The 23,976-nt window shown below is 48.3% G+C and carries 20 protein-coding genes; 4 read left to right on the forward strand and 16 right to left on the reverse strand.

Annotated elements, in window-relative coordinates:
- Positions 1-36 precede the first annotated feature (36 nt).
- From L6468_RS11315 to hflX, 3 genes are read right to left on the reverse strand one after another with little or no spacing between them, the layout of a single operon-like run.
- Positions 37-2,940 carry a M16 family metallopeptidase gene (locus tag L6468_RS11315; RefSeq protein ID WP_237793315.1) on the reverse strand — a complete coding sequence of 968 codons (2,904 nt, stop codon included), beginning with the start codon at positions 2,938-2,940 and terminating at the stop codon, positions 37-39.
- Between the two features lie 10 nt (positions 2,941-2,950).
- Positions 2,951-4,804, reverse strand: coding sequence for a DUF4954 family protein (locus tag L6468_RS11320; protein ID WP_091816887.1), 1,854 nt, complete (start codon positions 4,802-4,804; stop codon positions 2,951-2,953).
- Positions 4,805-4,825: 21 nt separating this feature from the next.
- Entirely contained in the window at positions 4,826-6,160 is a 1,335-nt protein-coding gene (hflX, locus tag L6468_RS11325; protein WP_237793316.1) for a GTPase HflX, read from the reverse strand.
- Positions 6,161-6,268: 108 nt separating this feature from the next.
- On the opposite strand from hflX, the gene L6468_RS11330 reads away from it, so the two are divergent.
- Complete coding sequence (locus L6468_RS11330) at positions 6,269-8,233, forward strand: rhamnogalacturonan lyase (protein WP_237793317.1); 1,965 nt, start codon at positions 6,269-6,271, stop codon at positions 8,231-8,233.
- 29 nt (positions 8,234-8,262) lie between these two features.
- Here L6468_RS11330 and L6468_RS11335 read toward each other — a convergent pair whose 3' ends face one another.
- Positions 8,263-8,565, reverse strand: a complete 303-nt coding sequence (locus L6468_RS11335) for a TIGR04076 family protein (RefSeq protein WP_091817177.1) — start codon at positions 8,563-8,565, stop codon at positions 8,263-8,265.
- A 128-nt stretch (positions 8,566-8,693) separates the two neighbouring features.
- On the opposite strand from L6468_RS11335, the gene L6468_RS11340 reads away from it, so the two are divergent.
- Entirely contained in the window at positions 8,694-9,191 is a 498-nt protein-coding gene (locus tag L6468_RS11340) for a nitroreductase family protein (protein WP_237793318.1), read from the forward strand.
- A gap of 279 nt (positions 9,192-9,470) precedes the next feature.
- Here the strand turns inward: L6468_RS11340 and fldA are convergent, their stop codons facing one another.
- The 4 genes from fldA to L6468_RS11360 all read right to left on the reverse strand — a co-directional run bounded on the left by fldA (position 9,471) and on the right by L6468_RS11360 (position 13,091).
- On the reverse strand, positions 9,471-9,965 hold the full coding sequence (gene fldA / locus L6468_RS11345; RefSeq protein ID WP_237793319.1) for a flavodoxin FldA: 495 nt from the start codon (positions 9,963-9,965) through the stop codon (positions 9,471-9,473).
- A 22-nt stretch (positions 9,966-9,987) separates the two neighbouring features.
- Positions 9,988-10,377 (reverse strand): DUF2023 family protein, encoded by a 390-nt coding sequence (locus L6468_RS11350; RefSeq protein WP_237793320.1) that lies wholly within the window; start codon positions 10,375-10,377, stop codon positions 9,988-9,990.
- Between the two features lie 126 nt (positions 10,378-10,503).
- Positions 10,504-12,699 (reverse strand): TonB-dependent receptor, encoded by a 2,196-nt coding sequence (locus tag L6468_RS11355; RefSeq protein WP_237793321.1) that lies wholly within the window; start codon positions 12,697-12,699, stop codon positions 10,504-10,506.
- Between the two features lie 59 nt (positions 12,700-12,758).
- Positions 12,759-13,091 (reverse strand): hypothetical protein, encoded by a 333-nt coding sequence (locus tag L6468_RS11360; protein WP_237793322.1) that lies wholly within the window; start codon positions 13,089-13,091, stop codon positions 12,759-12,761.
- A gap of 404 nt (positions 13,092-13,495) precedes the next feature.
- On the opposite strand from L6468_RS11360, the gene L6468_RS11365 reads away from it, so the two are divergent.
- Positions 13,496-14,701, forward strand: a complete 1,206-nt coding sequence (locus L6468_RS11365; RefSeq protein WP_237793323.1) for an ATP-binding protein — start codon at positions 13,496-13,498, stop codon at positions 14,699-14,701.
- A 111-nt stretch (positions 14,702-14,812) separates the two neighbouring features.
- Here L6468_RS11365 and L6468_RS11370 read toward each other — a convergent pair whose 3' ends face one another.
- Complete coding sequence (locus L6468_RS11370) at positions 14,813-15,889, reverse strand: TlpA disulfide reductase family protein (protein ID WP_237793324.1); 1,077 nt, start codon at positions 15,887-15,889, stop codon at positions 14,813-14,815.
- Between the two features lie 371 nt (positions 15,890-16,260).
- Here L6468_RS11370 and L6468_RS11375 point away from each other — a divergent pair, with 371 nt between their 5' ends.
- Positions 16,261-17,241, forward strand: coding sequence for a leucine-rich repeat domain-containing protein (locus L6468_RS11375; RefSeq protein WP_237793325.1), 981 nt, complete (start codon positions 16,261-16,263; stop codon positions 17,239-17,241).
- 634 nt (positions 17,242-17,875) lie between these two features.
- Here the strand turns inward: L6468_RS11375 and L6468_RS11380 are convergent.
- The 7 genes from L6468_RS11380 to L6468_RS11410 form a co-directional block, all read right to left on the reverse strand.
- Positions 17,876-18,292, reverse strand: coding sequence for a hypothetical protein (locus tag L6468_RS11380; protein ID WP_237793326.1), 417 nt, complete (start codon positions 18,290-18,292; stop codon positions 17,876-17,878).
- 34 nt (positions 18,293-18,326) lie between these two features.
- Positions 18,327-20,723, reverse strand: a complete 2,397-nt coding sequence (locus L6468_RS11385; RefSeq protein WP_237793327.1) for a BT4734/BF3469 family protein — start codon at positions 20,721-20,723, stop codon at positions 18,327-18,329.
- Between the two features lies 1 nt (position 20,724).
- Positions 20,725-21,066, reverse strand: a complete 342-nt coding sequence (locus tag L6468_RS11390) for a hypothetical protein (RefSeq protein ID WP_237793328.1) — start codon at positions 21,064-21,066, stop codon at positions 20,725-20,727.
- Between the two features lie 107 nt (positions 21,067-21,173).
- Positions 21,174-21,455: a hypothetical protein gene (locus L6468_RS11395; protein ID WP_237793329.1), complete on the reverse strand. Its 282-nt coding sequence runs from the start codon at positions 21,453-21,455 to the stop codon at positions 21,174-21,176.
- Positions 21,456-21,545: 90 nt separating this feature from the next.
- Positions 21,546-22,103: a hypothetical protein gene (locus L6468_RS11400; RefSeq protein ID WP_237793330.1), complete on the reverse strand. Its 558-nt coding sequence runs from the start codon at positions 22,101-22,103 to the stop codon at positions 21,546-21,548.
- A 248-nt stretch (positions 22,104-22,351) separates the two neighbouring features.
- Entirely contained in the window at positions 22,352-23,287 is a 936-nt protein-coding gene (locus tag L6468_RS11405) for a hypothetical protein (protein WP_237793331.1), read from the reverse strand.
- 325 nt (positions 23,288-23,612) lie between these two features.
- Positions 23,613-23,867 carry a hypothetical protein gene (locus tag L6468_RS11410; protein ID WP_143005831.1) on the reverse strand — a complete coding sequence of 85 codons (255 nt, stop codon included), beginning with the start codon at positions 23,865-23,867 and terminating at the stop codon, positions 23,613-23,615.
- Positions 23,868-23,976: the final 109 nt, after the last annotated feature.

A 23,976-nucleotide genomic window follows, 5' to 3' on the forward strand; every position in this document is an offset into this window, starting at 1 on the left:
AAACATGAATCTCGTTTTTTTATGATGAAAGGCGAATTAATAGCCAAAGATTTCCTTTGTCGTCACTCGTTTCACGGGACCATACTTCTCCAAGGTCGCCATATCGAGAGCCTCCTCATTGCCTAAGATGACGTAGCGATAAGGCTTACGGGCGATACATCTGTCGGCAAATTCCAGCACATCGGCCAGCGTCAGGTTAGGCATTGCCTCGTAGATACGCTGGTTGATATCGTAGTCAAGACCATTCTCCTGAGCTGTCAGCCAGGCATTAATCAGACCAAACTTCGTTGTACGCATACTGGCAAGACGCTTGATGATAGACTCTTTGGCAATCTTCAGGGCACCCTCACTCTGAGGTACTGAGTCAAGGATATGATGGAACTCCGCAATACAGTCGGCCATTTTGTCGTTCTGTGTGATGATATGCGTAAAGAACATATCCTTGTAATCCTGATGACTGGGCTGCATATAGTAAGCATAAGCATTGTAAGCCAGTCCGCGAGCCTCACGCAGTTCCTGGAAGACAATGCTGTTCATACCACCTCCGAAGAACTCGTTGAAGAGCGCCTGGACGGGAGCCTCCTCCGGATTCCATGCATTACCCTCATTGTGGTACATACGCATGTAGATATTCTGGGCATCATAAGGAGCCAGCAGCACCTCGTTGCTGTCGGTAGGCTGCATCACATAGTGCTTATTCTCAGGTACATCCTTCGTTGCCACGTTCGCCTGAGAAGCGTAAGAGGCCAAGGCGTCTGCCAGTTCATCCTCGCTCATCGGACCATAGTACAACACGGTGTGCTTGTACTGGGCAAGGTCTTTCAGCAAGCCAAGCAATTCCTCAGGATTGGTATTTGCCAGCGTATCGATAGAGATATCATGACGACGGGGATTGTAAGGACCGTATATGCCGTAGCTGGCCAGCATATCAAAGTTCGTGCGCTGGTCGGTCTTTGCATCCATACGCGACTTAGCCTCCATGCCCACAAACATCGCATAAGCCTCCTTATCCACCTTGGCATGCTGCATCAGGTGTTCCAGAAGAGCTACAGCCTGCGGCATATTCTCGCTGAGTCCGTTCAGGCTGACAGACAGGCTACGGTCGCCCACCTGGATATTGTAATTACAAGCCAGCTTATAGAACTGCTGTTTGATCTGCTCTGATGTCAATGAGTCGGTACCCAGATAGTCCAGATACTGGGCAGCATATCCATAACGCAAATCAGCCTCGTTGCCAAACTCATAGCGGAAAGCCAACTGAAAACGGCCGTTCTCCTTGTTCTGTACATAGATTGTAGGCAACTGGTCGTTGATATGTCCGAATGTCAGGTCCTTCTGGAAATCCACGAAACGAGGCTGGATAGGCTTCACCTCCAAGTTCTGGATATCCTTCACAAACTGACTCACATAGTCGCGGTTGGTGGGGATAGGCGTGATGGCCGGCTTGTCAATCTTCTTGATAGTCGGGTCTACGCCCTGCTTCTTGAATACCGTGACATAGTTGTTCACGAAATAGCGATTGGCAAACGCCACAATCTGTTCCTTCGTGATACCAGCCACACGGTCGAGAGCCTTCACCTCCTGTTCCCAGGGCGTACCGTTGATAAAGGCGTTGACAAACATTCTGGCACGTGCCTGGTTACTCTCCAAGGCGTTGTAATACTCCAGCTTCAGGTTGTTGACAACAGAGGGCAACAGGTCGTCAGAGAAATCTCCGGCTTTCAGTTTCTCAATTTCCTCGAGCAACAGCGAGCGTACCTCCTCCAGGCTCTGTCCTTCCTTCGGTGTACCTCCCAGAATCAGCATTGAGTAATCCTGCATGGGAATAGCAGCACCCCATGCGCCCAACATTCTCATCTGCTGGTTGATATCCAGGTCCAGAAGTCCGGCGGTACCGTTGCTCAGCATCTGCTGGATAACCTGCAAAGTATCAGCCTGCAAAGAACTGGCCCTGTCGAATTTCCATCCCAGCCACAGATTCTCAGCCTCCAGGCCAATAACCGTTGTATCTACGGGGGCCGTCAGTTCAGGCTGCTTGTCGTAAACAGGCTGTTCTACATCCTCACCTGGCTGCCACTCACCGAAATACTTCTCGATGGTAGCCACCACCTCATCAGGATCAAAGTCACCACTCATACAGATGGCCACGTTATTGGGCACATACCATTTCTTGAAATAGTTCTTGATATTGGTGATGGAAGGATTCTTCAGGTGTTCCTGCGTACCGATGGTGGTCTGTGTGCCGTAGGGGTGCGTGGGGAACAACTTCGCCATCATGGCAGTATAGAGCTTGTCGCCATCATCCGTCAGACTGATGTTATACTCCTCATAGACAGCCTCCAGCTCCGTATGGAAACCACGAATGGTCATATTCATGAAGCGGTCGGCCTGAATCTTTGCCCAGTTATCAATCTCGTTAGAGGGGATATCCTCCACGTAGCAGGTCACATCGTTTGATGTGTAGGCATTTGAGCCCTCACTACCGATGGTAGCCATCAGCTTGTCGTACTCGTTGGGGATATTGTACTTGGCAGCCAACTGACTCACAGAGTCAATCTCATGATAAGCCTTCTTGCGAGCCTCAGGGTCGGTCAACTGGCGATAAGCCTCGTAGCGTTTCTCAATCTCCTCCAGATAAGGAGCCTCAGCCTCAGGGTCGGTCACACCGAAGTGATTCGTACCCTTGAACATCAGATGCTCCAGGTAGTGAGCCAGACCTGTGGTCTCTGCAGGGTCGTTCTTGGAACCCGTACGCACGGCGATATACGTCTGGATACGCGGTTCTTCCTTGTTGACGCTGAGATAAATCTTCAGTCCGTTCTTCAACGTGTAGATACGGGTCTGGGCCATATCGCCCTTCACCTCCTCATAGTCATACTTAGAGCAGCTGCTCAATGCAAGGCCCATCAGGGCCATTCCAAACAAAAAATTTAGTTTCATGCCTAATTATTTAGTTTTCATAGTCAATCTCGTGGTCGAGTTTAGAGAGGAAGTCATCCAGTACCTCCTGTTCCACATCACCCATCAGGAACTCCTTCTCCGCATCCTTACGGATTTCAGCAATCCATGCACGGCGCGCCTTCACGTAGTCCTCACGGATACGCTCGCAGGCAGCCTCGTCAATCTCCGTCAGGTGATAGTAATCCAGAATCAGCTGATAGCTCCAAGCCCAACGGTAGTCGCTGTAGCTGTTATTGATGTCCTCAAAGCGCGTCAGCACCTGCTGGATATTCTCGATGCCGCCCTCCTTGATATCGTCTATCAGTCGTTGTTCCTCACTCTCAGGCAACAACAGTCCGCTGAGGTCAGACCAGGCCCCTTTGCCCACCTCCGACTTCGGATAGCCAAAGAAGCCCTCTTTCTGAGCACGCTTCAGTACGGCACCCATGTAGATACGCAGAGCAATATCATAGTACTTCAAGCCCTTCATAAGTGAAGAAGCGTTGATGACATACTCGTGGAAATTATACGTCGTGACATTGTCGCCAGAAGCATTACGCAACGCCTTCAGAATCTCGATACCCTGGATAATCTCACCTACCGTGAAAGGAGATAGCCAGTCAAAATTGATGATACTCTTCTTCGACTGCTTAGAACGCTTGTCGCGTTTTGGCCATTTCTTGATATCACGATACAAACCTACAGTAGTGATATTTCTGCCAGGCACCAGATACATCGTATCCCCATAAGCGATAAGATAAGAGAACGGCAGGTTGCGCGTGTCAGGATGGTGCATCAGTTTGCCGAAGCATACAGAGAAAGCACCAATCGTGGCAGGCATCAGCACATACGAGCCAGAGGCCGTCTTCGTACCGCGCTCCAGCGTACCATAGTGCAAGGGTCCCATCTTGTAGGCGTGGTTCGAGAAGTTGGTGTTTGAACCAGCGTTGTAGAACGAGAACTGTCCGCCAATCAGCAGGCTTGACTTATGATGCGAAGCCGAGAACGGACCGCAGAAGGCGGCACAGGCCTCACCATTAGCCATGAATGAGTTGGCAAAGAACAGACTGGCCTCGGCCGTGAAGCCATTGGTAATCTGACAAGCCTCACCCACGAAGCAGTCCTGCATCTTCACGGAGTTATTAATCGAGCAACCGTCACAGATAATCGAGTTCTCGCAGATGACACCCGTACCGATAAATACAGGCGCATCCTCACTACTCAGGATTGTACACTCGTTCAGACGGGCTGCACCACTAATCTCGCAGTCGCCCTTAATCACGGTGTTGATGACATCCTTGGTATTGATAATCTTCACGCTGTTGCCAATGGTACCACGTTCCGGCGTTGAGATACGTACCTCATCGTCAATCAACTGGCGCAGACGGTTTACCAGGGCCTTGTCGCGATTATGCTTCACCATGAAAGCAGCCAACTGAGAGTTCAGTTCACGGAACAGCACGATATTGCCATCACCCATCTCGTTGAGTACGCTGATGGTAGAGCCCGCGCCATAGCTGGCTCCCTCGCGAGTCTCAAGTGTTGAGATATTCGAGATATAGCAGTCGTCACCAATGGTATAGTTATTGATGAAGTTGCCCACCTTCTCTATCAGACAGTCATCGCCCACGGTGACATTTCTCAACGTGGCATCGTTGATACCCGAGTGCTTATAGAAGCCCTGAGCCACCTCAATCTTTTTCTCGAACTTACCCAGGCGGATATCGCCATAGAATATCACACGGTGGAAGTTATAGGGACGAAAATCCTCGTCAACCATTACCCTGTTCCAGTCCTCAGCCCAACATACGTTGTTCTCAAGCACCTGAATCTCTTCCTGTGTCAGTTGTCTGTACTCTCTCATAATTTATTTAATGTGTTAGGTTCAATTCTCTTCTATAGTATAGAGGAAGTCGTTATATGGATACTTCTGCACGTGCAGCTCGCGAACCTTATTATATAGCGTGGTGCGCAGTTCCTCGATATTCTCCTTGTTTTTAGCGCTAATGAACAAGGGAGCGGCAGCATATTCTTCACTCTTCACTTTGCCCTTTTCACTTATCTTGGCCATCCATGTCTTCTTCAACTCCTCCAATGACACGTTTTCCTTCGTAGGCTCCGTCAGGTCGTCTTCCTCCTGCGGCGTCCATGTGTAGGCATCAATCTTGTTGAATACCACCATCGAAGGCGTCTCCGAACAACCCAGTTCGCTGAGTGTCTGTTCTACCACCCGGATCTGGTCTTCGAAATCGGGATGCGAGATATCCACCACGTGTACCAGCAAATCAGCCTCGCGCACCTCGTCGAGCGTACTCTTGAAGCTCTCTACCAGGTCTGAGGGCAACTTACGGATGAATCCTACGGTATCGGCCAGCAGGAACGGCAGGTTCTCGATGGTCACCTTACGCACCGTCGTGTCGAGCGTGGCAAAGAGCTTGTTCTCAGCAAACACGTCGCTCTTCGACAGGAGGTTCATCAGCGTGGACTTACCCACGTTGGTATAACCCACCAGCGCCACACGAATCAGGCGTCCGCGGTTCTTGCGCTGGGTCGTCTTCTGCTTGTCAATCTCTGCCAGACGCTGTTTCAGAAGGGTGATACGGTGCAGGATGATACGTCGGTCCATCTCCAACTGCGTCTCACCAGGTCCACGCAGTCCCACGCTTCCCTTGCCGCCACCGCCGCCAGAGCCACCGCCCTGACGCTCCAGGTGCGTCCAGAGTCGCTGCAGTCGGGGCAGCATATAGCGATGCTGCGCCAGTTCCACCTGCGCCTTGGCTTCGGCTGTCTGCGCACGCATGGCGAAGATATCCAGAATCAGCGATGTGCGATCCAGAATCTTCACTTGCAGTTCCTTCTCAATGTTTCTGATTTGTTTAGCACTCAGTTCATCATCAAAAATCACCATACCCACAGGCTGTGGCATGTCTGCATCGCTCTCATAATCCTCGCGATGCTCCATGGCCTCGTCATAGGCATCCTCACACATCTTGATATACTGTCGTATTTCTTCCAGTTTTCCACTACCTACATAGGTCACACTGCTGGGACCGCCCACCTTTTGCGTAAAACGCTTCACGGTGCGAGCCCCTGCTGTCGTTGCCAGGAATTCCAGTTCGTCCAGATATTCGTTTGTCTTAGCTTCGTCCTGTTGTCCTGTAATCAGTCCTACTAATATGGCCGTCTCGGCCTTTGCTTCGGAGATGACAAATTCTTTCATTCAGTAAAATTATTATCGATAATCGCCGACAAAAGTAATAAATCTGTATGAAATATGCAAGGATTGAAATATTTTTCTTACCTTTGCAACCACAAAAACAACTACGATATGAAACGAATCCTACTATCTATCGCATCTGCAGCGCTATGTTTAGGCCTTACGGCACAACCCAAATATGATTATTCCAAGCTCAGTACGGAGCGTCTGGACCGCGGCGTGGTGGCCGTGCGTCAGGCGGACGGAAGTGCCTTCGTGTCGTGGCGCATCCTGCGTGACGACCGGAAAGGTGAGTCTTTCGATATTTATCGAAATGGCGTGAAGCTCAACCAAGCGCCTCTCACCAATGGCGGCTCTTTCTTCATTGACGAGAATCCCCTGGACGAGGATGCCACCTACGAGATTAAGGGAGGCACAGCCAAGGGACAGTTCACGCTTTGCCAGGATGCTCCCGTGGGCTATATCCCCATCAAGCTCAACAAGCCCGAGGGTGGCAAGGTGCCTACCATCCAACCTCAGCAGCGCCCAGGCAATAATGGCTGGCGATGGCGCGACACGGGCGAGTATGCCTATACCGCCAACGATGCCACCGTGGCCGATGTTGATGGCGACGGACAGTATGAGATTATCCTGAAATGGGACCCTACGAATGCACACGACAACAGTCACGACGGTTACACGGGGCCTACCCTCCTCGACTGCTACCGGCTGAACGGTGAACAGCTCTGGCGTATTGACTTAGGCCGTAATATCCGCTCTGGTGCCCACTATACGCCCTTCATCGTCTACGACTTTGATGGCGACGGGCGTGCCGAACTGATGGTAAAGACTGCCGACGGCACCCGCGATAGCGAGGGCCGCGTGATCGGCGATTCCGTCGTCGATCATAGAAACAAGGCAGGCCGCATCCTCTCTGGTCCTGAGTATATCAGCGTCTTCGACGGTCTCACGGGTCGCCTCCTCGACACCAAGCCCTATATCCCTGAGCGCGGCGAACTGAAAGCCTGGGGCGATGAAAAAGGCAACCGCTCCGAGCGCTATTTAGCAGGTCTCGCCTACCTTGGAGCGGTAGCCGCTCGGCCTTTGGACGCTTGCACGGCAAGAAATTCTTCACTTTTCACTATTCACTCTTCCCTTCCCTCCGCTGTTTTTTGTCGCGGCTACTACACCCGTTCCGTCATCGTGGCATGGGACTGGGACGGCAAGTCCCTGAAGGAGCGCTGGGTGTTTGACACCAATAATCCTGAGTGGCGCTCGTATGCCGGACAGGGTAATCACAACCTGCGCATTGCCGATGTCGACGGCGACGGCTACGACGAGATAACCTATGGCTCTATGGCCGTAGATCATGATGGCAAGGGACTCTACAATACCCGCATGGGCCACGGCGACGCCATCCATCTCATTGCCGACCCGAAGGACGACCGTCTCTACATCTGGGACTGCCACGAGAACAAGCGCGATGGTTCCGATCTGCGCGATGCCGCCACGGGCAAGGTCCTTTTCCAGATTAAGAGTACTGCTGACGTAGGCCGTTGTATGGCTGCCGACATCGACCCAACGAATCCCGGGGTGGAGATGTGGAGTGCAGATAGTCATGGTATCAGGAATATGAAGGGCGAGGTGGTCAACGCCGCCAAAGATTCCGACGACCCTCAACATAATAATTATCTGGTGATGGGAGGCCGCTGGCTCTCCATGAACTTCGGCATCTGGTGGGACGGCGACCTGCTGCGCGAGTTGCTCGACCGCGAGACGGTGTCGAAATACGACTGGCAGAACCGCAGGATTGTGGACCTGCAACGCTTTGACGGCCAGTTCAATAACGGCACGAAGTCCAACCCCTGTCTGGCCGCCGACATCCTGGGCGACTGGCGCGAAGAGGTACTGATTCGCAATCGTGAGAGCACAGAGCTGCGCCTCTACGTCTCCACGATTCCCACGTCCTACCGCATCAACTGTCTGATGCAGGACATCCCCTACCGTCTCTCCGTAGCCTATCAGAACGTGGGCTACAACCAGCCCTCAGAACCCGGCTACTACATTGGTCCTGATAAAACGGATTATCTGAAATAAAAGGAACAGGAATAAAAGAGTAAGAACCCCTACTCTACCACCTCGATATAGAAGGAAAAAGGACGGAACCCGTCGTTGCAACTGATCATCGCGCTCATCGGGTTCTTCATCCATCCGTCGTAAAAGTTGCCCTCACCACGAGCCAGCGACTCCACGAACTCACGCATAGAGTACCATGCCGACGGACACATGCCCTCAGGCTGCTGCCCATCGACGGAAATCCATTGCTGTCCCTCCCTGACATCGCAGGTATGCTCTATCGGGTTCTCGTATTTCGCCATCAGGTCCTCATAGACGGTTTGGCGCAGGGCTGTGATTCTTACCTTTTTCATCATTGTTGTCGTATCTGCTTGAAATGCAACTTCTGGGCTGCAAAGATAGCACTATTTTTCCATTTTATAGTCCATAATTCAGCTTTTATTTGTATATTTGCAACCAAAAGGTTAAATATTGAACTGCTATGACTTTTTTAGATTTAGTAAAACAGAGGTATAGCTGCAGAAGCTATCAGGAGAAGAGTGTGGAACAGGAAAAGCTGGACTACGTGATGGAGTGCGTCCGCCTGGCACCATCGGCCGTCAACAAGCAGCCGTGGATGTTCCGCGTAGTGAAGGACGAGGCCGAGAAGGCAAAACTGCGCGAGTGCTATAACCGCGACTGGTTCAATTCGGCACCGATGTATATCATCTGCAGCATCCTGCACGATCAGGAATGGGTGCGCAAGGACGGCAAGCATCATGGCGACATCGACATAGCCATTGCCGTGGAGCATCTGTGTCTGGCTGCTACGGAACAGGGCCTTGCCACCTGCTGGGTGTGCAACTTCAACGCAGAGAAATGCAAGGAGTTTTTCACCTTTGCCGACAACGAGGAGCCTGCCGTCTTAATCCCCATCGGCTATGCCGCCGACGAGCGTAAAGAGAAGATTCGCAAGGCAATAGAGGAAATTTACAAATAGAAAAAAGAATGAGACAAATCAATAAGCAAAGAAAGTTTTTGAAAAAAAATGATAAAATCCTTGGAGATATCAACAAGATTATGTATCTTTGCAATTGATTTTTAATGGTTAAGGTTTATGGTTGATTAACTTAGTATTCGAGGCCAGCAGTGATGCTCGCCTCGTTTTTTGTTTTTGAGTTTTCTAAAATCAGCATAGAAATGGTGACCGGTCATCACGATCAGTCACCATTTTTTCATACTAAACAAATACTATTTATGAATAAAAAATACCAGTTATTTAAAGTTCTGGACTGATGGCTGCTATCCAGGCGTCGATACGCACATCGGTCTTATCGTCCTCGTTGACATTATCGAGAGGCAGACCAATAAACTTACCGTCAATCACGGCCTCTGAGTCGTCGAAGGTATAGCCGTCGGTCTCTACGCTACCAATAAACTTGGCGCCGCTGCCCTTGATACCGTTGTAGAGTTCACCGATACCACCCACGAAGGTATCGCTATAGCATGAGCAGTCGCCACAGCCGAAAAGGGCGATAGTCTTGCCGCTCAGGTCACATGCCTTAAGCGTGTTCAGACCGTCGTACCAGTCGTCCTGCAGTTCGCCGGCACCCCACGTAGAAGTACCAAGAATCAGGTTCTGGTTGGCATTGACGATATCGGCCGTCAGGTCCTGTACATTCAGAGCCTCGCAGCCCAGTTTCGAGGCAATCTTCTCGGCGATAGCCTCGCATGTTCCTGTGGAGGAACCATAGATTACAATAGTTGCATTCATTTTTTTCATTCAATTTATATGGCTAATTATTCTTGATACACTTGCCGTCGCAATCTCCCTTGCATCCGTTCTTGCGTTTGCAGTAGCGCTCGCATTGGGCGCAAAGGTCGTAGCCCAACATCGTGCCAAGGATGAAATCCTCCTCAGGTGTCAGTTGGTTAAGCGGACGGGTGACGATGAGACGGATAGCCTCCAGGCACTCGCGGCGTCCGAAGTACACGTTGAGGTTTTTCTGACCGGCAGGCTGAAGCACATAAGGGATGCCCTGACTCTCCAGTCGCTCTATGGTCTGATCACCATATCTTTTATCGCAGGTAAACAGCACCATCTGGCGCACGCCCTTCTGCAGTTCGTAGATGTGGTTCATCAGTACTTTAATTTCCGTAGGAATAGTTGCCGTTCTCATCGTCATATTGCTTGTTATTTTCTGGGTGCAAAGTTACGGCGAAATATGAAAGTACGCAATACCTAAAAACGAGTGTTTTAAGCATTGCGCACTTATAAAGACCTGCAAAAGCAGATTAATCAAAAGTAGGTATTACAGCGTGATAGGTATCACCACCTTGAATGTGATATTGCGCCCCATGTTATATACGCCACGACGACCTGTAACCGCGTTCTCATCGGCATACTTCAAGCGACTCAGGTGGTTCTGATAGGCTTTGTCCAACAGGTTATCGGCTGTAAAATAGAATTCAGCCACCTTCTTTCCATGCAACTGAAGGTCTGTACCTGCCGAGAGCGAGAGCAAGGCATAGCCTGGCGTCTCCGTCTCAGTATCATCGGCACCATAGATGTGCGACTGCTTCAGGAAACAGTCTAGTCCGACTGCTACATAAAGATTGTTGAGGAGCGAACGATGAGCCGCATCCGTTGTATGATGATGGGCAATCGTTGGGTGTGAATGGTGCGACAGTTCCCACTTCAACTCCGACGACCATTTTGGAGCAGGCGTAAAAGGCAGATACTTGGTACCTGGCGCCGCATGCATCTGTTGTGCATCAACATACGAGAATGCGTTTGAGAAATGCAGGGAGTGGATGGGGTGAAAGTCCACACCAGCCTCGAAGCCCAGCAGTCGGGCATCGCCCTGGGTGTAGGCATAGACAGGGTATGTTGGCGCGTATACACTATAACCATATCCCGTTCCCTCAGTATAATCCCCCACATGGTGCAGAAAGACATAATTGTCAATACGGTTGGCAAAGAGGGCCAACTGGGCCGATACATAACGCGAGGTAAAATCAAGTCCCAGGTCGGCCTGCAGACTGTATTCCGGTTTGAGGCCTTTGTCGCCGATTTCATAGCGCAGCGACCCCTCATGTTTACCATTAGAGCCCAGTTCACTCAGATTAGGCGCACGGAACCCACGGGCAAGATTCATGCGCAGGTTAAAGTGCTCGTTGATGTTGCAGACAGCACCTACACTACCTGTGAAAGCGCCGAAATTGCGTGAGAAGTTATCCTCCTGTCCGTTCAACATAGAGAAACCAGGAAAGGCTTTCAGATGCCTATGATCATAACGCACACCACCATTCAGCGTCCAGCGATCGTCTAGCTGCTTCGTGGCTGTGGCATAGAGACCAAAGTCAAACAGACGATAGTCAGGTATCAGATACTCCTCACCCTCATTGCCTGATTTCTGATACATACCACCAATACCCGTAGAGAGTTTCCAGCCGTCAAACTCGTTGGTCACGTAGCGCAGGTCGTAGGTCAACGTATGCAGTTTAAAGAATGTCTCATACTCGTCTGGCGACTCCTCGAACTCCTGCCTACGGTTCTGCTGATAGCCTATGATAGCCTTTAGGTAGCCCGAAGAGAGATTCAGCGAGTTATCCCATACCAGTTTATAATGTTTCACCTGTTGGAAAGGCAGCGACCTGCCATAGGTTTTGAGGTCGTTTGACAAAGGCTCCAGTTCGCCTGTTTTTGGGTCGCGCTCGCCCTCGATGATGCTTGGCGTCAGGTGATAGATTGCCCACACAAGTCGTGAGTGTCCCCATCCTTTGTTCACCCCCAGCATCAGACGTCCTGCCCTTTCACGAAACTGCGAACCGGGCACGTAGCCATCATATTTATTCTTATAGGCATGAGCCATTTTGTCGCTGAAGCTGGCGTCCCATACAAAGCCTTTCTGATTGCCTGCCATCTGCAAATGATAGGCAAACAGTCCGTTATTGGTCTGATATTCTGAGGTTACGTTAGCCTTCATCTCGCCCTCGGCCAGCGTAGGCTGCTGGTGCAGAATCACCACACCCGCCATCGCGTCCGAGCCGTACATCAGCGAGGCCGGACCCTTCAGTATCTCCACACTGTTCACGCTGTTGCCGTCCACCTCTACGCCATGCTCGTCGCCCCATTGCTGACCCTCCTGGCGCACGCCATCACTCATCACCACCACGCGGTTGTATCCCAATCCGCGGATGATGGGTTTTGAGATGCTGCCGCCCGTGGTCAACTGACTCACGCCTGGCTGATGACTGATAGCATCGATCACGTTGGTCGAGGCCGTGGCCCTGAGAACCTGTGGCGACACGATGCTCACGGGTGCCGTCACGTGTTTCAGTTTCGTATCGCCCGTCACGCCCGTCACCGTCAGCTCGTTCAGTTGCAAATGGCGATAGAACACGTCCGTCGAGTCCTCTGCATGTTGATGTTTATTGTTATGATTCTGTGCTGCCATTGCCATACTTACACACAGCAATGGCAGAATGATGTATTTCGATTTCATTCTGTCTTTATGATAATAATGTATATAAAAAAATGTGCAAAACGGTCCTCCTTACTGCATCAGAAAGCAGGCGGCCCACGTGTCACGATGGCGCCACAGCAGGCAGCATCATGGCCGCACAAAAGCTGGGCGTAACATTTCTTATATACATGAATCAACAGCGTGACAGCCATCGCCGCAGCTGTCAGCATCGTCAGCGTGAGGAACTGGCACAGCACACAGTCGTCCATGTGTACCGTGGTCTGCGTCAGGTGACCGCCGCAATGGTTGTGCAGACAGTCCACGCATGTCACCTCGGCACTCTCGGCCGACTCGTGTACGTGAATCGACGACAACAGCAGTATTGGCAGAAATACCGCCAACATCACAAAAGCTGCTATCTGTCTCTTCATCACTTTCACGCCTGCAAAAGTACAAAGATTTCCGCAAACGCACCTATGCCGCCGCGGAAATCTCGTTCAATTTAACATTCTGTAAGAGAGTTGACAATACCTTAACAAGCTCATACAAAGCCTGTTTATTTAAAGAATTGCGTAAACGCCTTTACCGTATAAAGGTGTATTCTTAGCTGCCAGGAAGTCACCTTTAGCTTTGCATGTCTATTGCTAAAAACTATTAAATTTCCTACAGAAAAGGGAGAATTATTTCTTTATCTGTACGGTAATTTGTATATTTGCGCCCAGAATGTGTTTATCATGATTAACACATTACGGCAGTATGTGTTTGTTATGGTTAACATATCTACGTAAAAAGTGTTTATTAAAATCAACAAGGAAACTGTAAAATTGAAATAAAAATGGAGAGTCTGTTTAAACGTCATGATGCTTATCTATCAAAAGTACCGATGGAGTACGTCCGTGATTTCATGCAACACATCAACTGGAATTCGCGGCTTCTGGTAATCCGTGGGCCCAAAGGCGTGGGGAAGTCAACACTGATGCAACAATACATCAAGCAGCATTTTCCTGCAGGCGACCGTCATGTACTCTATTGTTCTGCTGATACAAACTATTTTTCTACCCATACCTTGCTCGATCTGGCAGAAAACTTCGTCATGATGGGTGGACAATGGCTTTTCATTGACGAGGTACACAAATACCCAGGATGGAGTCGGGAGATTAAAGAAATCTATGATCTCTATCATGAGTTACACATCGTATTGAGTGGCTCGTCCCTCATCCAGATAAACGACGGACAGGCCGATCTCTCACGCCGTCTCATGCCATATGACATGCCTGGTTTGTCGCTACGCGAATTCATACATCTTGACACGGGACTCGACATTAAGCCCGTTTCACTGGATCAATTGATAGACAACCCTTCAAAGGTCTGTATGGATATCATATCCAAGTGCCATCCTCTGGAACATTTTGCGCGCTACCGCCAGTTTGGGTATTATCCTTTCTATTTCGAAGAGAAGCAGGATTATTACGACAAATTGGAAAACACGGTCAACTACATCGTTGATGTGGAACTGACAAAATATCGCAGTCTGGATGTAGGGTACACCCGTCAAGTCAAGGCACTGCTTCATGTGATATCTCAAATGACACCATACGAGGTGGACATCTCAAAACTTTCAAAGGCATCAGGTATCAGCAGACAATCTACTCTCAAATACCTCACAAATATGGAGGAGGCCAATCTTATTCGTAGAGTCTTTACCAACTTGATGACTGTCACAGACTTACAGAAGCCAGACAAGATATACCTTGACAATCCTAATCTGCTTTACACACTCAGTCTGGAGAAGCCAGAGATAGGAACTGTGCGTGAGACATTCTTTGCCAACCAGTTGGCATCTGCTGGTCACAAAGTGGAATATGCAGGCTATAAGAAGGGCGACTTCCGTATTGATGGTGACATCGTCATTGAGGTTGGCGGACAAGATAAAGGCTTCAGCCAAGTAGCCGATCAAGAGAATGCCTATGTCGCAGCCGATGATATAGAATCTGCCTACATGAGGAAGATTCCTCTCTGGGCCTTTGGTTTTCTTTATTAACGCAAAGATATCACTTTCGGCAAGGATTATTCTTTTGCCACCAGCAATCATTTTACCAGTGCAATAGATGCCAGGGGACAGGCACCTGCCATCCATTATCAAGAATTTGTCTTATTCTGCAAAAATCTCTGCGAGTTTCTGCTCAATATCTTCGCCTCTTAAATCACGGGCAAGGATAGTTCCGTCTGGTGAGAAAAGCATAATTTGAGGAATACCACTAATACCATAAACATCGGTATCGGTCTTTTTGAAGTTTATAATCGAAGGGTATGGAATGTTTTCCTCCTTGATGGCCTTCATTGTTTTTATGGGGTCATCCCATGTAGCAATACCAAGAACAACCAGTCCCTTGTCTTTGTACTTGTTATAGATGGCGATGAGGTTGGGAATCTCACGGCGACAGGGTAAACACCAGGAAGCCCAGAAATCTGCAAGTACATATTTACCACGACCTACATAATCGGAAAGGCGTTGCTGCTTGCCGTTGTACTCAGTAACGATATCGATAAACTTCATACCCTCGCCAGTACTTACCTTTGCTTGCAAATCTCTTCGCAACATTTGCAGCCTCGGCTCCTTTTCCACCCAAGAGGGAACAAGCATGTTGATGAGTTCCAAACCTCGACGGGGAGAAAGAGCACTGACATCGGATGCGTAATCATTGGCAACAAGGCTACCAATGGGGTCGCTGGGGTGCGCCGATATTACACTTACAACAAAGCTGTCCTCAAGGGCAATCAACCCCATCGTGTCTATAGGCTCACCGCTACTGAAAGCACGTCGGAATTCATTCATTAGCAACTGATGCTCTTCCTCCATCTGGTTCATAGCATCAACGAGCGGAGTGCCCGACTGGCGGACTATAGAGCCATCGATGGTACCATCAATTTTCGTTGTACCATTATCCAAGATAATGTGCAGTAGCAATATCTGTTTACCTTTTGCCCTTGCCATCATCGGCTCAGACAGACGGCCTTCTATCGGCTGGATTTCGCCTTTCACGATGTATAGAGTATCGAGGACTCCTGTAGCGATGAAGCCATCCACGATTTCTCCTCGCTCTTCTTTCAAAATGAGCGTGTCGGTTATTTCCGGTCTGCCAATGTTTCCTTCCAACCGATAATTGATTTGTCCCTGAATGGTTACTGTTAAGAAGACAAATAGTAGGGTTGTGATTATTTTCTTCATATTTGGTTTATCTAAGTTGTAGTACCTTTATTTGTATATACGCTCAAATTGGGTAAAAGATTGCACCTATGGTTGTTAATTGTTGCAAAAACAAAAATAAAGGCACAAAGAATTGACCAATCAGAGGGCACCTGCCATCTCGACTCTTCCTTACCCATAAGGTAATGATTCAGAAGCAAGACACTCGTCTGTCCCTGTTGTCCTCCAAGGTTAGACCCTATTGTGTTAGACAATTTAGGTTATGGTACCCAAGGACTCCAGTTCCAGTCATATAAAAACGCTAAAAAAAGGGTGATTTCTTGTAGATGTAGAGAAATTTATATATCTTTGCCACACATTACTATAAACCCCACGCTTATGACGCACGGAATATGAAAAAACAATTACTTTTACTTGCAATGATTTTGCTACCATTGGTAGCAAGTGCCCACGACATTGAAGTTAAGAATGCCGATGGTGTTACCATTTATTACAACTACATTAATGATGGCACGGAACTGCAGGTTACTTTCTGTGGTGGCAATTATCAATATCAAGGCAATGTCGCTATACCTGAGGAAGTAACCTACATGAACAGGACACGCAAGGTGACGAGCATTGAAAGTAGTGCGTTCGCTGGTTGCTCTGGCCTTACCTCCGTCACCATCGGCAATAGTGTGACGAGCATTGGAGATTATGCGTTCGAGGGTTGCTATGGCCTTACCTCCATCACCATCCCCAATAGCGTGACGAGCATTGGAGGTTTTGCGTTCTCTGGTTGCTTTGGCCTTACCTCCGTCACCATAGGCAGTGGTGTGACGAGCATTGGAGATAATGCGTTCGATGGTTGCTATGGCCTTACCTCCATCACCATTCCCAATAGTGTGACAACCATTGGAAATTATGTGTTCTATTGTTGCTTTGGCCTTACCTCTATCACCATTCCCAATAGTGTGACAACCATTGGAAATTATGCGTTCTATTGTTGCTTTGGCCTTACCTCTATCACCATTCCCAATAGTGTGACGAGTATTGGAAATTATGCGTTCGACAGAGTGGATTTGACAACAGTTGTTTCGCTTATTGAGAATCCTTTTGTGATAGAAGGCAAATCATCGTCCTATAGTGCCTTTAACGTAAACACATTCAATAATGCAACGCTGTATGTGCCAGTAGGAACTATTGATAAATACAAAGCTACAAATGGCTGGAAGGATTTTGCTTACATAGTTGAAGGTACACCTACAGGAATTAAAGTTATTGAGAACACTCAAAAAAAGAATGCCACTGTTTACGACCTGAATGGTGTTCGCCTGTCAGAGCCCAAGAAAGGTATTAATATCATAAACGGCCAAAAGGTCGTGATGAAATAGTTTTTATTATCACTTAGGAGCATCCCTGCCCGTTTCTATTTCGAGCAGGGATGCTTTGTTATCAAGATGCCTAGGGGACAGGCATCTGCCATCTCGACTCTTCCATACCCATAAGGAAATGATTCAGGAATAAGACACTCGTCTGTCCCTAGTGTTCTACACTAAAAAAGGCTGCCTTGAAAGACAGCCTCATTAGTTCCTTTTATAGTGCAGTATGAAAGTCGAAACTATCAAGTGCACTTTACTGGGTGCAAAGTTATGAAGTTTTTCCGAAACTTCCAAATATTTTAGCTACTTTTTATAGCATCGAAAGCTGGAAGCCTGAATTTTGCAGGATTATCTGCTTTACAATGTCGTCAGGCATCTTGTCAAACAGAGCCTTTACTTCTTGTTTCAGGTCCTCCACTCGGTTCAATGCCTAGGGGACAGGCACCTGCCATCTCGACTCTTCCTTACCCATAAGGAAATGATTCAGGAGTAAGCACTTGCCTGTCCCTAGTGTCCTCTGATTACCATTACTTGCGCAGCCACAATCATTTGCATTGGTATGCTAGTAGCATCTGTATGCGCTTAAAAATGGCAAAGGACATCAGGAACAAGACGCTTGTCTGATCCTGATGTCCTTTTAAGTTCCCTACTCTCTCGCCAAGGCCCAGCCATCGAGCAAGGCTATCCAATCCAGTCCTTCTGCGCCGCATTCCTGGACGCACATTGCGGCACCCAACTTCATCCAGCGGGATGGCTTATCCGAGGGGATGCCCAAGGGCTCGTCAGGTCCGATGCCCGTGAACCTGCAGACATTCTCAATGTACCGCTTCGTGTTGTTCTCATTTGGCGGCGCCCAACGATTGATTATCGCCCTGATGGTATAGAGCCTGTAATCATGATAGTATGTACGCGTCAACATCTTAAACGCTGCACGCCAGCCATACGGCATTGTTTCAAACTGACAGAACTGAGGGTCTGTCTGCAAGGCCTTCATGCCCTGCCACTTATCCTTTGAACGTCTTATATTCAGCGGATTATTATTACGAATTCCTCTTGCAATCATTTCTCAAAATTTTAATGTTTAATCTTTAATGAGTCTACACCATTATTTCTTTTAATAGTTTCCGGTACTTACCTTTTTTTATCCTCTCTACAAAACCGTGAATCATCCATCTTTGGCATTGCTTCGCAGCAGGATTCTCTTCAATATCAAGTACATCCATCACCTCTCGAGTCGTGAATGTCTCCGGCAAATCCCTGTAGGCATCGGCATTCTTCGAGTTCTTTCGGCGGGGCACATACTCGCGGGCGGCATTGTCCCAAGAGTCCTGCAGCATCTGACCGAAGAAGTGGTCCTGGAAATAGATCACGGCATCATAGATCAGCGTGGAGAACTTCAAGTCGTCATCATTGATTTCCAGCTGACCCGTTTTCTTAAACTGCTCATACTGGCGCCCGATGATGCGGGGCACGGTGAGCCAGGTGGCATAGAACACGGCACGCTTTCGCAGGTAGTCCAGCACATGGTCATCAGCGGCCTCGGCCTCCTGAGCCGACAGTTCACAGAGCTCATACACATGGTCTGTGAGGCGTTCCAGGGGCAGTTCACCGTGCAGTTGTTCAAAGCGGAAGCCCCACTGCTTCAGGGCTTCATTGGCCTGCCAGTCCACCATCTTCTTCTTCACCATCTGATAGCGGGCTACCTCCATCTGGAAAATGGCTACACGACTACAGAGACCGTCGTTGATATTACGCATGGTGAACTTCTTATAGAGGCTGATTTGCGTACCCGTGGTGACGCTGTTCCAGTACACGGGCAGGATGTCGTTGATGGAGTCGCCATTGGCATAGTCCACACCCGACAGCTCGTTATGGAAGGCTTTCAGCTCCAGGTCGTGCTTACCTATCCATGCTCCCCCACTCTGTGCAGAAATCGATGAATCGAGCTCTGAGTCAAACATATACAGGTGCATGGGCAGTACCTCGCCATCTACTATTTCCTTGGCGCGTTTCAGGCGTCGGAAGAAGATGTTGTTTGAGGTCTTCGTGGGCAGATAGCGAATCATGCCCTCGGGCTCCACCAATGCGTCCTGCTTCTGGGCTTTACTCGAAGTTCCGCGCTTCTTCTGCTCCTGCTTGTAGCGGGTTTCCTGCGCACGCACCTCCTCGTCCTGCGCCCTCATGGCACACATAATCTGGTCGTCCAGGTCCTTCGCAAAACTCTTACCGCTGGCAGGGTCACCGATTATCAGCACCTGCGGGTTCATACGCTGGCGGGCACCGTTGAAGTGCTTGTACCAGCAGCGTGTCATCAGCGTGCAGTACATGGCTCCAGAGGCCATCACAGCGCCAAGCCAGTTGTGCCTGCTCACTCCCTTGCAGGCTTCTGCATAAGGGGCGCAAAGGAGAGGCTCCAGCCTTTCAGCGAACTGCTCATAAGGCACTTCAACTGCTCCCACAGACTTTGCAGCTCCGTCGGGCTTGCTGGCGTGAATACCCACACTTTCAAGCACCCCTTGCATCCTCTTGGGGATGTCCTTGTAAAGCTTTCGCTCACAAGCCGTATGAGCAATGTCCGTGACTTCCTTGTCGCCTCGTTCCCGGATGACGTCCTGCACAAATCCACACATTCTAAGCACCCTATCGACCATCTCGGGTTGGTTGTCGCAGATATATCTAAGGTCGAGAGCCAGCTGCAGCATTGTGCGGTGGCGGTCTCCAGTGGCAGGTGCGCCGCCTTGTGCGGTCTGCCACGCTTCGCAAATTTCTTTGTATTCAATTCCATGATAACGCAAATTTTCTTCATTATTTTCTTCTGAACACGGATTGCTCGGATTTGACGGATTATCCGTACCATCCGCTAGATTCGTGGTCGTTTTAGTTTCTTGGGAGTGTCCGTCGCGATACTCAGCATCATATCGCTCGCCATACGCTTTGTTCTCGTACGTAAACAACTCCTTGTCAATAAATAAAATATCGCTCTCCTTGCAGATGAAGCTCATGCGGCTGGCATCCTTGCAACTCTCGTCAACCTCTACGCCAAGCACTTTCGCCATAGCGTGCTGATTGTCTATGAGATTACCCCAGTCCAGACGAGCCTTAAACACAATTTTCAAGCCCTCGCCCGATGGTGTGACATAAACCAAGAGAATGCCCAACTCAGCAGCTTTCTGCTTAAAGTCAGCGGAAGCAAACTCTCCACTCTTCACTCTAAACTCTTCACTTGGAATGTGGTCAACGTCCATTACCACGAGTCCCGTCAGACGAGTTGCAGACTGCTTTCGCCACTGCCCCAGTTTCCCAGCCTTCGACGTGGTCTCATCAAACGTGGCCTGGAAGATGAACGCAGGCAATTTTCGTTTGAGTGCCGCATCGTGCGTCTCACGATACTTGTCGATATTCTCGTTCCATTTGCTTGCCCTGACAAGCGCCCAAAACTGGGCCTCGTCCACAGGTAGCGTCGGATTACTAAAATTCTTCTGATAGCAAAACATATTAGCAGAATTCAATTAAGTCCAACTCCCTGTCTATCAGCGCATCTTTCGCCTGTTTGTTGCCTGCGTCCATCTGCATCATGATACGTGGCACACCCAGCCGTTTCTGGAAAGCCTCGCGCCGTACCACCAGCGTCTTTGTCTCATAAAGCTTTCCGTTGTCAAGCTCAGCAATGGTCCTGCTTGTGGACACACTGCTTGTCTCTTTGGATTTCTGCACATAGGCTGTGAATGATTTTACACCAGTCTTTTTCACTAAGCGCAGCGAACCCTTCACACACTCGCCCTTTCGCATCCGGGCGATTACTTTCTTATCAACTTTAATCTTGATTATTACTTCCATTTCTTTTGAGTTTTTGCGAGCAGAAGTTTCAGAAATCCGATGGCCATCTTCACGTGAAGACTTCTTTCGCCTCAACTCAAGTTTTACTTTTTTACCTTTTTACTTTTTTACCTTTTTACCTTTATCAGGTCCGTTGCCAGAATCTCTTGGAATGTCTGTCCCTGATATTCATGCGTAGAGAATCGAAGGGTTGCTACTACCACATCACCTTCGCAGAACCTGCACGTCGCCAGATTACCCAGCATGGCGCACACATACTCATTTTCAAACTTGCCGCCCAGCTCCTTCAGCACAATGTTGCACTTCTGAATACTGCCCGACTCCTGTTTTGCACTCTGTACGCTGAAGGCCTCGCCCTGGCGTACCACTTTCAAAATCTTTGCTTCCATTTTCGTTTATTTGTTAATAAAAATCTGTTATTAAAAATATGTTATTGTGTTACTGTGTCTTTAAATTCTTACTGTGTCTTTGAAACCCAGTTAATCTGCCATGCACTTATTCATGAACCACGCCTCCAGGTACATCCCGTTCAAATCCAGCGAGCCCCCGTCGTACGTCAGGTGAATTCCATATTTCTCTGTCATCGGGATGACGACACCCATGAATTCCCGCACCAGATTCTCACGTTCAACTTTTGACATTTTCTTCTTTTTCTTCGAAAGAATCTCGCCAGCCGTTATCTTCACCATACGCGAGCACTCTACCAACTTCTTATCCACCTTAAAGCCGATATGTCCCATCAGCATCTTCGCTATCAGCGGAGGCTCAACCTCAAAGGTCTTAAAATGCTTCTCGAATGCCTCTTCTTGTGCAACAGCATCATTGATGGCATTGCCAGCATTATGAAGGAATTCCAGACAATCCTTGACGTCATTTCGATTTCTCATGACAGAAAATTCTGCTGCTGCCCAGTGATCCTGCATCACATCATCATTGCCCACGACCTTTTCCAACTCCATTCTTATGCAGCAATCCAAATACATTGCAAGATTGCATACAGAGCTGTCATAGAGCTTTTTCAATTCTAGTACATCCATTCTTTTATTTTTGTTTTACGTCGCATCCTTTAATGCGACCTTTAAATGTTTAATTTGTTATTATTGATATGTTAATGTGTTACTGTGTCTTTAAACCCAGTTACTCTGTATCATCATGTCAAAGAGCACCGTCAAATCAGGTATTTTGTCCTGTTGACGATGCAAAGGTAGAAACAAAAAAATCACAGTGCAACCACGAAAGTCGCACTGTGAATAAGTGTGGGAATAATGGAATAAATGTGGGAATACTAGTGGGAATTATTCCCACTTCTCACCAGATTCAGGAAGCGTTTTCCTACATTATTGCGTCTTTTAGCCTCATCGCCATCAGCATCATCAAACGTCCAATTAGGAAATTCCCCTCGTGCCTTATCATAGTATTTTGTGATATTTGAACGGGAAGACATAATCTCCACTCCACATTGTCCCATATAGTCGACAAATGATGTCGGCGTGTCAAAACTGGGCAACCATTTTGTCTCATTCATCAGCATCATCACCCACGTATAATCATATAGATGTTTCAGCGTACCCTCTGCCCTCATTGTTCGCGCCGCCTGGACTATCTTCATTTCCATTTCCCCCTCTGTATCCATCTGCGCCTCATCATCCTCAATCGCAGGCATCACCTTCGCCATATCCTTATTAATCAGATCCAACATGATATCCAGTTCGAAGAATGCCCGGCGCTCCTCTTCCGTCATTTTGTGATAGTTAAACAGCAGATATTTGCCATAGCGGTTGTAGTCCAGCTTCAGGATGTCACCCTCCCACCAGTTAAATCTACGAAAGCAGGCACACATCTCCTTGAAGTCCTCGCAATACGCAAAAACATTAGACAGGCGATTCTGCACCAGGTCCAGTTGCACTTCTGCGATTTCCCGTAACGTTGGTCTGCGCGAGAATCGCAGAGGACGCTTCGTCAGGAACTCAGCAACAACCATTGTCTGCAGGTCTTTCAGGCTTTCAAAGGTCTCATCCCACTCCTGCGTCTTCCATCTTTCATACTTCATAGTGACACGGCTCGCATCGTACTTAGCCCTCTCTTGCAGATAGTACTGCCCATACAGGTGCTTCGGGATCCTTTTCATTTGTTCATAAATCTCGTTCATGGTCTCTGCCATCTCCCTGATGGCATCGAGCGTAAATGACGCTTCATTGACGTCTTTAAAATTTGTGTTCATAATTGTTTTTGGTTATGATTTTAAAAAAAAGAGCGTGCTGCATCAATGATACAACACGCTATGATTAGGGAATGCGAAGGTAATGATTAAAAAGCACTAAAAAGGAGCGTTTTTAGGGAAAAACTACAAAAAACTTGGCGTTTCTTTTGGAACTTTCAGAAATAATACTTATCTTTGCAGCGTCAGAATTTATGTTCTGGCTATCCGGTAAACATGTGAGGCCCTAGGGGCTGAGAATGCCGAGAGGAGTAAGCCTTCATCGACCCTGCTCCATTTAAAAAGTCACCTTTGGGTGACTTTTTATTTTTCATACAATTTCTTGAAATCAGCATAGAATCGTGATGATAGGGCAAATCTTCTGAGGAGTCTTTACGCCATGAGGATTAGGCAAAATATAAACACGATAACCATGTTCTACAGCTTTGCGTGCCGCCATGAGGAGCGAAGGATAATCATCATCCTGCTCGCCTCCAACCGTATAGATGAATGGATTATCAAGCAAAGCGTGAAATTCTTTCCTTCCAGCAATCTCTTTCAACTTAGCACCGAAGGCAGCACCTTCCAGTGTTTTCAACAACATTAGTTCTGCGGTTATATCGCCTTTACTGCTTGTTTTCATACGAAATGCAAAGGTACAAAGAACTCTCCACAAAAAAGAATAATCTGTCAAAAAAAATATAAATTATTAT

Origin of the sequence: Prevotella communis, assembly GCF_022024115.1 — a bacterium.
Taxonomy (GTDB): domain Bacteria; phylum Bacteroidota; class Bacteroidia; order Bacteroidales; family Bacteroidaceae; genus Prevotella; species Prevotella communis.

What these genes read in the sequence shown, in the direction of transcription:
- L6468_RS11315 (WP_237793315.1), bottom strand. Translation starts at nt 2,940, where the DNA reads ATGAAACTAAATTTTTTGTTTGGAATGGCCCTGATGGGCCTTGCATTG.
- L6468_RS11320 (WP_091816887.1), bottom strand. Translation starts at nt 4,804, where the DNA reads ATGAGAGAGTACAGACAACTGACACAGGAAGAGATTCAGGTGCTTGAG.
- hflX (WP_237793316.1), bottom strand. Translation starts at nt 6,160, where the DNA reads ATGAAAGAATTTGTCATCTCCGAAGCAAAGGCCGAGACGGCCATATTA.
- L6468_RS11330 (WP_237793317.1), top strand. Translation starts at nt 6,269, where the DNA reads ATGAAACGAATCCTACTATCTATCGCATCTGCAGCGCTATGTTTAGGC.
- L6468_RS11335 (WP_091817177.1), bottom strand. Translation starts at nt 8,565, where the DNA reads ATGAAAAAGGTAAGAATCACAGCCCTGCGCCAAACCGTCTATGAGGAC.
- L6468_RS11340 (WP_237793318.1), top strand. Translation starts at nt 8,694, where the DNA reads ATGACTTTTTTAGATTTAGTAAAACAGAGGTATAGCTGCAGAAGCTAT.
- fldA (WP_237793319.1), bottom strand. Translation starts at nt 9,965, where the DNA reads ATGAATGCAACTATTGTAATCTATGGTTCCTCCACAGGAACATGCGAG.
- L6468_RS11350 (WP_237793320.1), bottom strand. Translation starts at nt 10,377, where the DNA reads ATGACGATGAGAACGGCAACTATTCCTACGGAAATTAAAGTACTGATG.
- L6468_RS11355 (WP_237793321.1), bottom strand. Translation starts at nt 12,699, where the DNA reads ATGAAATCGAAATACATCATTCTGCCATTGCTGTGTGTAAGTATGGCA.
- L6468_RS11360 (WP_237793322.1), bottom strand. Translation starts at nt 13,091, where the DNA reads ATGAAGAGACAGATAGCAGCTTTTGTGATGTTGGCGGTATTTCTGCCA.
- L6468_RS11365 (WP_237793323.1), top strand. Translation starts at nt 13,496, where the DNA reads ATGGAGAGTCTGTTTAAACGTCATGATGCTTATCTATCAAAAGTACCG.
- L6468_RS11370 (WP_237793324.1), bottom strand. Translation starts at nt 15,889, where the DNA reads ATGAAGAAAATAATCACAACCCTACTATTTGTCTTCTTAACAGTAACC.
- L6468_RS11375 (WP_237793325.1), top strand. Translation starts at nt 16,261, where the DNA reads ATGAAAAAACAATTACTTTTACTTGCAATGATTTTGCTACCATTGGTA.
- L6468_RS11380 (WP_237793326.1), bottom strand. Translation starts at nt 18,292, where the DNA reads ATGATTGCAAGAGGAATTCGTAATAATAATCCGCTGAATATAAGACGT.
- L6468_RS11385 (WP_237793327.1), bottom strand. Translation starts at nt 20,723, where the DNA reads ATGTTTTGCTATCAGAAGAATTTTAGTAATCCGACGCTACCTGTGGAC.
- L6468_RS11390 (WP_237793328.1), bottom strand. Translation starts at nt 21,066, where the DNA reads ATGGAAGTAATAATCAAGATTAAAGTTGATAAGAAAGTAATCGCCCGG.
- L6468_RS11395 (WP_237793329.1), bottom strand. Translation starts at nt 21,455, where the DNA reads ATGGAAGCAAAGATTTTGAAAGTGGTACGCCAGGGCGAGGCCTTCAGC.
- L6468_RS11400 (WP_237793330.1), bottom strand. Translation starts at nt 22,103, where the DNA reads ATGGATGTACTAGAATTGAAAAAGCTCTATGACAGCTCTGTATGCAAT.
- L6468_RS11405 (WP_237793331.1), bottom strand. Translation starts at nt 23,287, where the DNA reads ATGAACACAAATTTTAAAGACGTCAATGAAGCGTCATTTACGCTCGAT.
- L6468_RS11410 (WP_143005831.1), bottom strand. Translation starts at nt 23,867, where the DNA reads ATGTTGTTGAAAACACTGGAAGGTGCTGCCTTCGGTGCTAAGTTGAAA.